This window comes from Vibrio sp. YT-15 (assembly GCF_033337445.1).
Lineage (GTDB): Bacteria > Pseudomonadota > Gammaproteobacteria > Enterobacterales > Vibrionaceae > Vibrio > Vibrio alginolyticus.
The window spans coordinates 1-14,684 of record NZ_JAWOQR010000006.1; the positions used below are offsets into that span (position 1 = coordinate 1).

Genomic DNA, 14,684 nt, shown 5'->3' on the forward strand with positions numbered 1-14,684 from the left:
GCCGCCAGCGTTCAATCTGAGCCATGATCAAACTCTTCAATTTAAGATTTTGTTCGGCTCAATGAATACTGAACATTCCTTTCGCTAATAAATAGCAGAAGTAATGTTTGAATTGACTGTGCTGAATCTTTCGATTCAATGGTCACTTCGTATCATTGAAACCTAATTTGAAGCCTAAGCTTCTAATTGGATTATCATCAACGAGTGCCCACACAGATTGATAGGTCTATATTTTTAAAGAGCACACTTCGAAGTTCTCTTCAAAGTGGACGGCCATTTTAGCTAGATAACTTATCGTGTCAAACACTTTTTTAAGTTATTTATCTGCGAGTTAATTTTAACTCACTAACCGTAGTTGTTTAGGTTCCGCTTCACTTGCTTTCCCGTGACAACGGAGGCGCATTATAGGGAGTTCATCAAAGAACACAAGTGCATTTTTTAAAAAAACTCACCTTTTTAGTTTATTCGTATAGAAAACAGACAAAAGACTCTAAAAAACTATAGAAAAGGGGCCAAACGGCCCCTTTAGTGTGATTTTTATCTCAATTTTACTGTATCCATACAATTATTGATGAGCACAAATTTGGTCATTAGTAACAATTAGCTGCACTGTCTTGTCTGGAACGATTTCACCAGAAAGAATTGATTTGGCTAACGGGTTCTCGACATTCTGCTGAATTGCACGTTTTAAAGGACGCGCACCATACACAGGATCGAAACCAACTTGAGCGATCAAATCGAGCGCTTTGTCGGAAACTTCTAGTTGATAGCCTTTCTCCTCTAGTCGTTTCGCCAAACGTTCCAATTGAATAGAAGCAATGGACTTAATGTGTTCTTGACCAAGTGGATGGAACACCACGATTTCGTCAACACGGTTCAAGAACTCTGGGCGGAAGTGTTTGCTAACCACATCCATCACTTCACTCTTGATACCTTGATAGTCTAATGTTGCGAAATTCTCTTGGATACGAGATGAACCCAAGTTAGATGTCATGATCACAACCGTATTACGGAAGTCAACAGTACGACCTTGACCATCCGTTAAACGCCCATCATCGAGAACTTGCAGCAGAATGTTAAATACATCCGGATGCGCTTTCTCTACTTCGTCTAACAAAATTACCGAATACGGCTTGCGACGAACCGCTTCAGTTAAGTAACCACCCTCTTCATACCCGACATAGCCTGGAGGTGCACCAACCAACCTTGCCACTGAGTGTTTCTCCATGAACTCAGACATATCGATACGGACCATCGCATCTTCACTGTCGAACATAAAGCTCGCAAGTGTCTTACAAAGCTCTGTTTTACCCACACCAGTTGGACCTAAGAATAAGAAGGAGCCAATTGGTCGGTTTGGATCAGAAAGCCCAGCTCGACTACGACGAATGGCATTCGATACAACAGAGACCGCTTCGCTTTGACCTACCACACGATTATGCAGCACGTCTTCCATGCGAAGTAGTTTCTCTTTTTCCGCTTCTAGCATCTTGGATACCGGAATACCGGTTTGCTTAGAAAGTACTTCTGCAATCTCGTTGTCGGTTACTTTATTACGCAATAGCGTCATTTCCTGCATTTCAGCTTGGGTTGCAAGATCTAACTGCTTCTCAAGTTCAGGAATACGACCATATTGAAGCTCCGACATGCGGTTTAGATCACCAGCTCGGCGAGCAAACTCCATGTCCATACGAGCTTGTTCAAGCTCAGACTTAATATGTTGAGTACCAGAAAGAGCTGCTTTTTCTGTATTCCAAACCTCTTCTAGTTCAGCGTACTCACGTTCTTTTTCATTGAGTTCTTCATTAAGCGCTTTCAAACGCTTTTCACTCGCTTCATCGTGCTCGTTACTTAGTGCTTGCTGCTCAATTTTGAGTTGGATGATTTTACGCTCAAGCTTATCCAAGGACTCCGGCTTAGAGTCAATTTGTAAACGAATGCTTGAAGCCGCTTCGTCGATTAAGTCGATCGCTTTATCCGGCAACTGACGGTCGGAGACATAGCGATGTGACAAACTCGCCGCAGCAACAATCGCTGGGTCGGTAATTTCGACGTGATGATGAAGCTCATAACGCTCCTTCAAGCCACGTAAAATCGCCACGGTATCCTCAACGGTCGGCTCATCCACCAGCACTTTTTGGAAACGACGTTCTAATGCTGCATCTTTTTCGATGTACTGACGATATTCATCCAATGTTGTTGCGCCAACACAGTGCAGCTCACCACGAGCTAATGCCGGTTTTAGCATGTTGCCCGCATCCATTGAGCCTTCACCTTTACCAGCACCGACCATAGTGTGTAGTTCATCAATGAAGAGGATGACGTTGCCTTCTTCTTTAGCAAGTTCATTCAATACTGATTTTAAACGCTCTTCAAATTCCCCACGGTATTTCGCGCCAGCAACCAGTGCGCCCATATCCAGTGATAGCACACGACGACCACGCAGACCTTCAGGTACTTCATTGTTAACTATGCGCTGCGCTAAGCCTTCAACAATTGCTGTCTTACCTACGCCTGGTTCACCGATAATCACAGGGTTGTTTTTAGTACGACGCTGCAATACCTGGATAGTACGACGGATTTCATCATCACGGCCGATAACCGGATCCAATTTACCTTGCTCTGCACGTTCGGTAAGGTCTATGGTGAACTTTTCCAATGCTTGACGAAGCTCTTCTGCATTCGGATCATTGACCTTTTGACCACCTCTGATCTTTTCGATTGCCTGGCTGACTTTTTGCTCTGTTAAGCCGATCTCTTTGAGCAATTGCCCCAATGGTCCGCGATCTTCTAAAGCGGCAAGCAGGAAGACTTCAGACGAGATATAGGAGTCTTGACGCTTTTGCGCCACTTTGTCACACAGGTTAAACAATGTGCCCATCGAGCTAGAGAGCTGAACATCCCCACCGATGCCACTGACTTTTGGTAATCGATCTAACATTTCACTCAATTTAGAGCGTAAATGCGTTACGTCCACATCCAGCATAGTAAGCAATGGACGAATTGGACTGCCATTTTGATCAAGCAAAGCCACCATGAGGTGAACTGGCTCGATATATTGATGATCGCGCCCCAACGCTAGTGATTGAGCATCAGAGATAGCGATTTGAAACTTACTTGTGAATCGATCAAGACGCATATCTACCTTCCTAACCTCAACTAAAGGAAATTCTTTTGACAGTTAGAAAGATGGATACTCGGGTGGGGAATTTCAAGGGAGTGAATGAATAAAGATAGCTTTGCAAAAATAGTAGTATGCATCTTAGCACTTTGGTGCTTATAGCTAGTCTTCGATCCAAATAAAGGTTGCTTGTCGACCAGTCTTACCATCACGGCGATAAGAGTAAAAAGAGGCTTTATCTTGGTAAGTACAAAGTCCAGAATCAAACACTTGTGTCACACCAGCCCGGTTTAGACGTTGCGTTGCCAGCACCGATATGTCAGCAAACCATTTACCGTCGATATCGCGTGGAGCAAATGCTTGATTCGCCTGTGAATCAAAATCAACAAAAGCTTGCAGAACATCTTCACCCACTTCGAAGGCTTGAGGGCCAATGGCGGGGCCAAGCCACGCTATCACTTCACCAGAAAACAACGCTAACGCATTTTCGACAATGCCATTTGCTAAGCCGCGCCAACCTGCGTGAACAGCGGCTACTTGCGTACCTTGTGTATTAGTCAATAATACAGGTAAACAATCGGCGGTCATCGCTGAACAAACAACATGGCTTGAAGAAGTAAATACACCATCCGCATCAAGCACCTGTGTTGTTGGTTCATTTGCTTGAGCCACAACGGTTGAATGCGTTTGGTTTAACCAGATTGGCGCATTTGGCATGCTTGCCTGTTGCGCCAACCAAGCTCGGTTCTTCTCTACTAAAGACAAATCATCCCCAACGTGAGTACCTAAATTTAGCCCTTGGTAAGGGCCTGTCGAAAATCCACCTATGCGTGTTGAGGCGAAAGCTTTGACATTTTTAGGCGCTGGCCAGTTCGGAATGATCGTCTTCATATTAGAATTCTTCCGGTAAGCCGTGCTCTTCTGTATCTTGACGAAGCGCTTCAGTCATCACAACCATGTCATCAGGCACTGGAGCATGAAACTCAAGAACTTCGCCCGTAATTGGGTGCTCAAAGCGCAGCATTACTGCGTGCAATGCTTGGCGATCGAAGCCCCGGATCATTGCCGTTAGCTCTTCAGACGCACCTGTCGGGATGCGAGCACGTCCACCATATGCAATATCACCGAGCAGCGGATGCTGAAGATAAGACATGTGCACACGAATCTGGTGCGTACGACCCGTTTCTAGACGCAAACGAATACGCGTGTGTTCGCGGAAGCGTTCAGCAACACGGTAGTGCGTTACTGCTGGTTTGCCCATTGGTGCCACCGCCATAAGCGTGCGCTTAGTAGAGTGACGACCAATAGGTTGATCCACTTTACCGCCCGCAGTCATACGACCAATAGCGATCGCTTCGTACTCACGAGTAATATTACGTTTTTGCAGTGCGCGAACCAGACGAGTTTGTGCAGGAACGGTTTTCGCCACCACCATCAAACCCGTTGTGTCTTTATCCAAACGGTGCACGATACCTGCACGAGGTACTTCTGCAATATCAGGGTAATGATGCAACAACGCATTAAGCACAGTGCCATCAGGCGTACCAGCGCCCGGATGAACCACAAAGTCACGAGGTTTGTTGATAACGATAATATCTTCATCTTCATAGACGATATCTAGCGGGATATCTTGCGCTTCCCAGCGTTCTTCATCTTCTAACTCGGCTTGCAATGTAATTTCCTCGCCACCCATTACTTTGGTACGAGGTTTAGTGACAACTTCACCATCAACTTGAACTTTCCCATCAAGCAGCCACTCTTTTAGGCGCGAGCGAGAGAAGTCCGCGAATAATTCGGCGATAGCTTGGTCTAAACGTTGACCTAACTGGCTATCTTTTACGGTATTTGTTAATACAATCTGCTGAGCCATATCGAACTTTTTTAAAAACTGTGAGACTAATGCTCACGACTGTGAAAAAATAGACTATTACGTCATTGTATCTGTTACTGGAAAGAAAGTAACGGCAGCTTAAGAAATATTTAGATTCAAGGAACAGACTCCTGATATGAAACGTCAGACTTTAACAGGCCTTTTAGCGGTATCCCTTCTGTTTGGATGTGCAAGCAAAGAAGAAATCGTTCCTGATGTGCCGCCTTCGGAACTGTATGCAGACGCACAGATTTCTCTTCAAAGTGGTAATTGGCTTTCTGCAATTGAGAAACTGGAAGCATTAGACTCACGTTACCCATTCGGTGCCTACTCAGAACAGGTGCAGCTTGACCTAATCTACGCGTACTACAAAAACGACGACCTTGCTTTGGGCTTAGCAACCATTTCTCGCTTTATGCGTTTAAACCCAACCCATGAAAAGATGGATTGGGTGCTGTACATGCGAGGTCTAAGCCACATGGCGCAAGATCGTAACTTTATGCATGATTTATTCAGCGTAGATCGAAGCGATCGCGATCCTGAACCGGTAAAAAAAGCGTTTGATGACTTCAAAAAACTACTTCAACGTTACCCGAATAGCCCATATGCAGAAGATTCACAAAAACGTATGGTCGCGCTGAAAAACCGTCTAGCGAACTATGATTTAGCGACTGCTGACTTCTACCTTCGCCGTGAAGCTTGGGTCGCTGCTATTAATCGCAGCCAAGAGCTACAAAAAGCGTATCCAGACACAGAAGCTGCACGTAAGTCACTGACTATCCAGCTAGAGGCCTACAAGCAACTTGGTTTGGAAGACGCCGTAGCAAGAACTGAAAAGCTTATAGAGCTCAACCCTGTGAAGTAATTGAACTTGCTTTAAACTGAACCGCCACCGTTTTTACCGTGGCGGTTTTTTATTACTCTCAATAGTGTATTCAGCCCTTTCTTGATGATCTTCCTAGCTCCACATATGCTTAAAGTTCTCCTCCCCCCTTTATAAAAAGGATGTGAACGTGACGATATCTAAGCTTTGCGCAGTTATGCTGCTCCTATTGTCTGCTTCCGTTTGCGCACTGCAAATCTCGCCGCTCAAACAGCCTCCTTATACTGGGGACCTCGATGTCATCAAGGAGAAGAATGTACTGCGCGTCTTAGTTTCTGCTGATTTAGGCTTTTACTACATTGAGGGCGGCACACCAAAAGGCATAGGCGCGGAATTGCTGGCGCATTTCGAAAAAGACCTTCGTAAACTCAAACCAAAGCTTAACGTACAAATTATTCCTGTTGCCCGCGACCAGCTACTGCCAGCCTTAGAAAACGGTTCAGGTGACTTAGTTGTCGCCAACCTGACTATTACCGACACGCGCAAACAGAAAGTGGAGTTCAGTTCACCCATTCTCACTGACATTCAAGAGTGGGTAGTGACAAACAAAAGCACACCAACGATGACGAAAATCGAACAACTGAGCGGCAAAGAGATTTGGGTGCGCGCCAGTTCTAGCTACTTTGAAAGCATTCAGACACTAAATAAGAAACTAAACAAAAAAGGCTTACCGCCTGTTATCGTGCACTTTATTGAAGAAACACTTCAAGATTATGAGCTGGTCGGAATGCTCAACAATGGTTACGTCAAAGCCATTGTTCTCGATAGCCATAAAGCCAAGCTTTGGCTGAAAGTGATGGATGATATTCGGGTGCACAAAAAAATCCCTATCCGCAAAAATGGCAAAATTGCTTGGGCAATGCGAGAAAATAGTCCCAAATTAAAAGCCGTCGTGAATAAGTTCATCCAGAAGTCTCGCTCTGGGACACTACTCGGTAACGTTATTTACGGTAAATACATCGATAACACGGGATGGTTGAACAGAGCTCTTAACCCTAAGAAAATTGCTCAACTAGAAAAACTCGCAGCGCTATTTTCACGCTATGGTGAGAAATACGATATCGACTATTTACTGATCGCAGCAATCGCTTACAAGGAATCAGGATTTAATAACGACCTAGTTGGAAGTCGAGGTGCCGTTGGTATAATGCAAGTCCTACCCAGCACCGCTCAAGATCCGAATATCAATATCAAAAATGTTCGACAATTAGAAAACAACATTCATGCTGGAGTGAAATACTTAGCTTTTTTGCGTAAGCAGTACTTCAGTGATCCTGATATTACTGCACAAAATAAACTCTACTTTACATTGGCGGCTTACAATGCGGGCCCCGGCAATGTAGAGCGTATTCGTAAGCGTGCAGCCCAACAAGGTTACGATCCTAATGTTTGGTTTAATAACGTGGAAGTCGTTATGCGGAAAAGTTTAAGCTCAACGGTTGGGTACGTCACAAGCATTAATCGCTACTACATAATATACAAACAACTAGAAAGTTTGGACCAAGTCAAAAGTCTAGAAAGGGTTTCACTAGCCCCAAAAGACCCCATTTTCATGATACCGCTACGAAAAGTCAGCCAAATGCCAGACAGTAAAAAGCCGCTTGTACAGTAAGCGGCTTTTTAAATGGATTCATTGGAGAGACTCAGTGATCGTCATCACACCTTACGTGTAGTTAAATTTTAACCACCTCAAATATTAGGCCGTAAAACTTCCCTAAAAACGAGGCCGTTTTCAGCTGAGTACTCTATCCAATCTACGGATTTACTAACCGATAACAAGCAATTTCACGATAAATCTCAGAAGTTCTTGAGTGAGATCACATTCATTTTTCATCATAAAAAACCCGAGCAAAATAATGATCTGAATCACATTTTTTTATGTTTAAAGCGGTAATCTGAACTCAACCCATGAGGGATGCAACAGAGGAAAAACACTTATGACAATGAATATCACTGGCAAAAACATCGAAATCACCTCTGCAATCCGAGCTCATATTGAGAGCAAATTTAAAAAACTGGAGAAATGGCAAGTAGACCTAATTGGTTGCCAAGCAACTTTCAGTGAGGAACCAAACAAACAGAAGAAATTCGAAGCGGTTATCAAAGTTCCTAAAGGCCAGCTCATTGCCTCAGCAACTCACGAAGATCTTTACGCAGCTATCAACGAAGTGGAGCAAAAACTAGAACGACAATTGAACAAGCTGACCCACAAACCTGAAGCTCGACGTGCAAGTAAGCCTGAGCTAGTGGAAGAAGAAGAGTAAACTGAACAGATTGAGGAAATAGCGCCGAAAGGCGCTATTTTTTTGCTTGACGCTCTCCCCAGCCTTGCTTATTGTGTTTAAACACTCATAAATTAAGCACTATTTATGCATTTAACCTCACTGTTTATTTTTGACTTCTTTTTCCTCCCATAGTTGGAGGGGCAAACTCGTTTGTGAAAGAAAAGTCAAAAACAAACAGAAAGCCTCCCAAATCGGGAGGCTTTTTTATAAGGAAAGAATTGATGACTGACCAACCTATTTCCCTCGAAGAAATTCGTTTACGCTTGAATGAGTTGGATGACCAACTTCTCAGCTTATTGTCTGAGCGCCGTAAACTCAGCATTGAAGTAGCCAAAAGCAAAGTACAAACCTCAAAGCCTGTTCGCGACGCCGTCCGTGAACAGCAATTATTGGTCAAGCTGATTTCTAATGGCCAAGATAAATACGAACTTGACGCGCAGTACATCACCAAACTTTTCCATACCATCATTGAAGACTCAGTTCTGCTTCAACAAAGTTATCTGCAAAATCTCGTTAACCCACAGCAAAGCCGTAAGCCACTTGCTCGCGTCGCATTTTTAGGAGCCAAAGGCTCTTATTCGCACTTGGCAAGTCGCGAATACTTCAGTCGTAAAAATACGGAGCTTATCGAGCTCAACTGCGAGCACTTTAAAGAAGTGACTCAAACGGTTGAATCTGGCCATGCTGATTATGGCGTTCTGCCAATCGAAAACACCAGCTCAGGCTCTATTAATGAAGTGTATGACTTACTACAACACACGACGCTTTACATCGTTGGAGAGCTAACTCAACCAATCGAACACTGCTTGGTTGCGAAAAAAGACATTCGTCTGGAAGATATTAAAACGCTGTATTCTCACCCTCAGCCACACCAACAGTGCAGTGAGTTTTTAAGCCGTATGAAAGGAGTAAAGCTGGAGTCCTGCGCGAGCACAGCAGATGCAATGCAGAAAGTCCAAGAGATGGATCGTGATGATGTAGCTGCAATTGGTAATGCATCAAGCGGTAAGCTATATGGCTTGCAAGCAATTCAAGGCAACATCGCAAACCAAACCGAAAACCATACTCGCTTTATCGTGGTTGCTCGTAAACCGGTTGAAGTTTCTACTCAGATTCCAGCAAAAACCACATTGATCATGTCGACCTCCCAAGAGGCAGGTTCATTGGTTGAAACACTATTAGTGCTGCAACGTTACGGCATCAATATGACCAAGCTAGAATCACGCCCAATTATGGGGAACCCGTGGGAAGAGATGTTCTACGTAGACTTGACATCACATCTTGCTTCGACAGAAATGCAACAGGCACTTGAAGAGCTAACAAAAATCACTAAGCACTTGAAAGTATTAGGCTGTTACCCGAGTGAGAACGTAAAGCCTACGCAAGTAAAATTGAGTTAATAGACACCAGTGAGTAAAAAGATCATGGCAACCCAAAAAGTCGTAATCGCATCGCTAAACCCAGCCAAAATTAATGCAGTTCAAAGTGCATTTCGTAATGCATTTCCGCATCAAGAGTTCAACTTCGTTGGCATCAGTGTACCGAGTGAGGTCGCAGATCAGCCCATGACGAATGAAGAAACTCATCGTGGTGCGCTAAACCGCGTTAAAAACGCAAAAGTAGAGATGCCAAACGCGGATTACTATGTCGGTCTCGAAGCGGGAATTGAAGCAAACGTGACGTTTGCTTGGATGGTGGTTGAGTCAGAGACTCACCGCGGTGAATCTCGTTCTGCAAGCTTAATGTTGCCGCCAAAAGTCTTGGAAAAACTCAAGGATGCGAATGAGTTGGGAGATGTAATGGACAAAGTGTTTGGTACTGATAACATCAAACAGAAAGGTGGCGCTATTAGCCTACTAACCCAAAACCAGCTAACTCGAAGCTCGGTCTATCACCAAGCCTTGATTCTGGCTTTGATTCCATTCACAAACCCTGAGCACTTTCCTTCAAATTTATAACACTCAGCCTATTCTCTAGATACGCAAAAGGGCGGATATTTCCGCCCTTTGTAATACGTTATCTTAGTCAATTGTAACACCAAGGCCTAAAAGCAAATTGGATATACTGTCTACTTAGATACCGCAACTTGTTCTAACAAGACTTTCAACTTGTCTTTTTCTTCATCAGATTTCGACTTTAGTTCGTTAGAACCACGAGTAATGGTGGCAATGCCCACACCAAGCATCTGACTGATCTGACGTTGAGATAATTCTCCTTTAAGAAGTTCGTTAATTATATTAACGCGTGATATTAATGACTCTCTCTCATCACGTGACATCAGCATAGTTAACAGCATGTCATCTTGCTGGGTGCCCATACTTGTTCGAATTAGCTCAATAATCTGTTGCCAGTCTTTGTACTCGGGTTCGTGCGACATCAAGTTACCTCACTCAATACTTGGTATTGATCTCATGTTGATTCAAGAACGCGCCATCGATACCCAAAAGATCACGATAGTATGTTTCAAACATCAAGATGTTTTGTACATAACCGCGCGTCTCTTTAAATGGAATTGCCTCAATAAAGGCATAAGCATCCACTTTTCCTTGGGTACGCTCTCGCCACGTTTTTACTCTGTTAGGACCTGCATTATAAGCAGCAAGAGCAAAAATACGATTATTATCGTAATCCTCTAATAAACCTTGCAAATAATGGCTACCAATTTCGATATTTTTTCCTACATTGTAGAGGTCCTGCGTACCTTGATAACTCAACTTATATTTACGTGCCGTGTACTTCGCCGTCGCAGGCATGATCTGCATAAGACCACGAGCGCCAACTGGAGAGCGGGCTTCAACATCTAACGCACTTTCCTGTCGAGCGAGAGACATCATCGTGACGGGATCAATGTTGTGCTTTTTCGCATAAAAGTTAAACCACCAGCGGTGTGCTATTGGGAACCTAAGTTCGATATTATCCCACATCTGCGCTTGAATACTCGCGGTCACCGTTAGGTTATGCCAACGTTTAAATGATGCATAAGCCGCCAACATCGCCTTTTCATCTTTTCCTACGCGGCGCAGTAAGTGTGCCCATTCACTCTTCGCTGCTGCGATTTTATCCGTCGCGATCAACTCTTCGATACGAGCTAGCGAGTCTTGATAGGGTTGAACAACTTTCTTGTCCAACTTAACCGTATGCGTTGGGTATTTGATTGATTGCCCGATTGCATTGGCGGCAGCCACACTGTAGAAGTTTCGTTGCCCAAGCAGAGTTGCTAAACGCTGTTTCCCCGCGATGTCATCACCTAACGCTATTTCACTTCTTCCAAGCCAATATTGCCAGCGTAGCGTGGCTTGTTCTTCTTTATTTAGAACAGCAATCCACTCTTGTACGCCTTTCCAATCTGCATTTTGAATCGCTAAGCGGATGCGCGTTTCAATCAACGGTAAGTACTGACTGGTTTTCGTTTTATCATCGCGCCATTTAGCTAATGACTCAGACTCCGTACGAGTCAATCGAAATGCAATATAGTCGGCAAGTTCTTGCGCTTTTTCTGGAGAAAACTTCTGTCCTTTAATGACGGCATCGTACGCACCTTGTGCTTGGCTAGTGTTCATGCGAGCCAACTTTTCTAACGCATATTCACTTTGCGCTCGATTAAAATCATTCGCAGGTTTTTTCTTCGCGAATTCCCCAACACTTGAAGGATTATCAAACAACGCTTTCATTTCTTTGGCTTGTTGCTTTGCCTGCGCTGATTTAGGCAGTTTGAGCAAGTAACTCATCAAACCGCCATTACGAGCATCAAACGCCAGTAACATACGCTGTAGAATCAGTTCATCGGTACGCTCACCCGCCTTGTCCCATGCTTCAAATAATGGGTCACACTCATCAGCAATGCTGATGCCACGTAACCACATATGTTCAGCCCCTTTAAACGCCGCGACTTTCTTGCCTTGCTTTAATTGAGCTACGTAGAAAATACATTGGTAACGCTCACCACTAGGAATGACTTTTTGAAACTCAGTAATGGTTTTCCAATCTTTTTGCTTATAAAGATGATTGAGGTATGGAGCGCGAACTCGACGAGAAAATGGAAAAGACTCGTGCTCAGAAATAAACTCGTTCACCTGTTGTGGTGACTTTTCCGGTAACTGTCTAATAAAAGTGCGGTAATCCACATAAGGCGTTAGTGGATAGTCAGAAATTTTAGGACGAATCGAAAGGTATCCGTCGATGTCATTTTTATCTAATAAATCTTGAGCTTGCTCATATACTTCGCGCTGCTTTTCCAAACTCAGCGCGGCATTAGCACTCAAACTCATAGCACACAACGCGGCGGCGCAGCATACGTTTTTAGCCAATTCAGATACGTTGAATCTCATTTGTGTCATTTTCCCCAGACATATACTGCCCTAAAGCCTAGTTTTGTTAGAGTTCATGTGATGTTAAGGCAATTTTCACACATGCATCTATTTACACAGAATGCAGATGTCCATGTAAAGCAACTTAGTGTATTAAAAATTGTACTCGTCAAACTTTTAAGACGATGGAGACAAAGCGTTTCTAACTCGCATAGAAAACACTTCGTCATTCTTAACGAATAACAAAAGTGTATACCCTAACCGTGTAAGTTTCCGGTCAGCTCAAAATAAGAAATCCATTCGTTAGGGAAATTCTTGCAATGCGGTAACAAAAACAAAGCACTTGGTATAAAATGATGGGTTTGAATGACAGTTAATTTAGGAACGATCGGCAATGGCTGAATACGTATATACCATGTCGCGGGTGAGCAAAATTGTGCCACCTAAGCGTCAAATTCTTAAAGACATCTCTCTGAGCTTCTTCCCTGGTGCGAAAATCGGTGTTTTAGGTCTGAACGGTGCAGGTAAATCCACACTGCTACGTATCATGGCAGGTATCGACACGGATATCGACGGTGAAGCGCGTCCACAACCTGGTCTAAACGTAGGTTACCTACCTCAGGAACCAGTATTAGACGAATCAAAAACCGTTCGTGAAGTTGTTGAAGAAGCGGTTGCTGACGTTGCTGACGCTCTGAAACGTTTGGACGCAGTCTACGCAGCATACGCTGAACCAGATGCAGACTTCGACGCACTTGCAAAAGAGCAAGGCGAGCTAGAAGCCCTTATCCAAGCGAAAGATGGTCATAACCTAGAAAATGCGCTTGAGCGTGCGGCAAACGCACTTCGTTTACCTGAATGGGACCAAAAAATTGCGCACCTATCAGGTGGTGAACGCCGCCGTGTGGCTATTTGTCGCTTGCTACTTTCTAAGCCAGACATGCTATTGCTTGATGAACCTACCAACCACCTAGATGCAGAATCAGTGGCTTGGCTAGAGCGCTTCTTAGTGGATTACACAGGTACCGTAGTAGCCATCACCCACGACCGTTACTTCCTAGATAACGCTGCGGGCTGGATCTTAGAACTGGACCGTGGTGAAGGTATCCCATGGGAAGGCAACTACACCTCATGGCTGGAGCAAAAAGACGCTCGTCTACAACAAGAAGCCTCCCAAGAGAGTGCTCGCCAAAAGACTATCGAGAAAGAGCTTGAGTGGGTACGTAAAAACCCTAAAGGTCGTCAAGCGAAGTCAAAAGCACGTATGGCTCGCTTTGAAGAACTGCAAAGCTCTGATCACCAAAAACGTAATGAAACCAATGAACTGTTTATCCCACCAGGTGAGCGTCTAGGTGATAAGGTTATTGAAGTGAAGAACCTGACCAAGTCATTTGACGGTCGTGTTCTGATTGATGACCTGTCATTCAGCATCCCTAAAGGTGCGATTGTTGGTATCATCGGTGCTAACGGCGCAGGTAAATCGACGCTATTCAAGATGTTAAGTGGTACTGAACAACCAGACTCGGGCACAATTGAGATGGGCGATACAGTAAAACTGGCATCGGTCGATCAGTTCCGTGACAGCATGGACGATTCTAAAACCGTATTCCAAGAGATCTCTGAAGGTGCTGATATCATTAAGATCAACAACTTCGAAATCCCAGCTCGCGCATACTGTTCACGCTTTAACTTTAAAGGCAGTGACCAACAAAAGATTATTGGTGAACTATCGGGTGGTGAGCGTAACCGTGTCCACCTTGCGAAGCTGCTTAAAGCGGGCGGCAACGTGTTGCTACTCGACGAACCAACCAACGACCTTGACGTTGAAACACTGCGTGCTCTAGAAGAAGCATTACTAGAGTTCCCTGGTTGTGCAATGGTTATCTCGCACGACCGTTGGTTCCTTGACCGTATCGCGACCCACATCATTGACTACCGTGACGAAGGCCAAGTTAACTTCTACGAAGGTAACTACACAGAGTACATGGATTGGTTGAAGAAAACATTGGGTCCTGAAGCCGCAGAACCACACCGTATCAAATACAAGCGTATTGCGAAGTAATCGCAACCCACAAAGTTTGATTGTAATTTGTACAAAGGCCGCTATCATAGCGGCCTTTGTTTTCTTTGTTATAAAAAGAGCTCATTAGCCCGTCTCGTTCGTTAAGAACATGACATAGCACTTACGTCACTCTGTAGCGACCTCGACACTTTTCAA

At 44.2% G+C, this 14,684-nt stretch carries 11 protein-coding genes and 1 other annotated feature; of the genes, 6 read left to right on the plus strand and 5 right to left on the minus strand.

From position 1 onward, the window contains the following. Positions 1-565 precede the first annotated feature (565 nt). The 3 genes from clpB to rluD form a co-directional block, all read right to left on the minus strand. Complete coding sequence (clpB, locus tag R7D93_RS12975; RefSeq protein WP_005381873.1) at positions 566-3,139, minus strand: ATP-dependent chaperone ClpB; 2,574 nt, start codon at positions 3,137-3,139, stop codon at positions 566-568. 144 nt (positions 3,140-3,283) lie between these two features. Beyond that, positions 3,284-4,012 carry a peptidoglycan editing factor PgeF gene (gene pgeF, locus R7D93_RS12980; protein WP_213868493.1) on the minus strand — a complete coding sequence of 243 codons (729 nt, stop codon included), beginning with the start codon at positions 4,010-4,012 and terminating at the stop codon, positions 3,284-3,286. A gap of 1 nt (position 4,013) precedes the next feature. Then, positions 4,014-4,991 (minus strand): 23S rRNA pseudouridine(1911/1915/1917) synthase RluD, encoded by a 978-nt coding sequence (gene rluD, locus R7D93_RS12985; protein WP_005381875.1) that lies wholly within the window; start codon positions 4,989-4,991, stop codon positions 4,014-4,016. A 136-nt stretch (positions 4,992-5,127) separates the two neighbouring features. Between rluD and bamD the strand changes: the two genes are divergently transcribed. The 5 genes from bamD (at position 5,128) to yjjX (ending at position 10,117) form a co-directional block, all read left to right on the plus strand. Then, positions 5,128-5,856 carry an outer membrane protein assembly factor BamD gene (gene bamD / locus R7D93_RS12990; protein ID WP_005381876.1) on the plus strand — a complete coding sequence of 243 codons (729 nt, stop codon included), beginning with the start codon at positions 5,128-5,130 and terminating at the stop codon, positions 5,854-5,856. 148 nt (positions 5,857-6,004) lie between these two features. Beyond that, positions 6,005-7,486: a lytic transglycosylase F gene (locus R7D93_RS12995; RefSeq protein WP_309473959.1), complete on the plus strand. Its 1,482-nt coding sequence runs from the start codon at positions 6,005-6,007 to the stop codon at positions 7,484-7,486. Between the two features lie 325 nt (positions 7,487-7,811). After that, positions 7,812-8,138, plus strand: a complete 327-nt coding sequence (hpf, locus tag R7D93_RS13000) for a ribosome hibernation-promoting factor, HPF/YfiA family (protein WP_005381889.1) — start codon at positions 7,812-7,814, stop codon at positions 8,136-8,138. A 108-nt stretch (positions 8,139-8,246) separates the two neighbouring features. Continuing rightward, positions 8,247-8,368: a sequence feature (Phe leader region), on the plus strand. Between the two features lie 12 nt (positions 8,369-8,380). Next, positions 8,381-9,559 carry a prephenate dehydratase gene (gene pheA / locus R7D93_RS13005; protein ID WP_017636154.1) on the plus strand — a complete coding sequence of 393 codons (1,179 nt, stop codon included), beginning with the start codon at positions 8,381-8,383 and terminating at the stop codon, positions 9,557-9,559. 24 nt (positions 9,560-9,583) lie between these two features. Beyond that, on the plus strand, positions 9,584-10,117 hold the full coding sequence (yjjX, locus tag R7D93_RS13010) for an inosine/xanthosine triphosphatase (protein WP_025768441.1): 534 nt from the start codon (positions 9,584-9,586) through the stop codon (positions 10,115-10,117). Positions 10,118-10,227: 110 nt separating this feature from the next. Here the strand turns inward: yjjX and trpR are convergent, their stop codons facing one another. Then, on the minus strand, positions 10,228-10,536 hold the full coding sequence (gene trpR, locus R7D93_RS13015; protein WP_005381892.1) for a trp operon repressor: 309 nt from the start codon (positions 10,534-10,536) through the stop codon (positions 10,228-10,230). 13 nt (positions 10,537-10,549) lie between these two features. Beyond that, entirely contained in the window at positions 10,550-12,496 is a 1,947-nt protein-coding gene (sltY, locus tag R7D93_RS13020) for a murein transglycosylase (protein ID WP_373921413.1), read from the minus strand. A gap of 364 nt (positions 12,497-12,860) precedes the next feature. On the opposite strand from sltY, the gene ettA reads away from it, so the two are divergent. Beyond that, a complete protein-coding gene (gene ettA / locus R7D93_RS13025) occupies positions 12,861-14,528 on the plus strand; it encodes an energy-dependent translational throttle protein EttA (RefSeq protein WP_005381894.1) in 1,668 nt (555 codons plus the stop codon). The last annotated feature ends 156 nt before the right edge of the window (positions 14,529-14,684 follow it).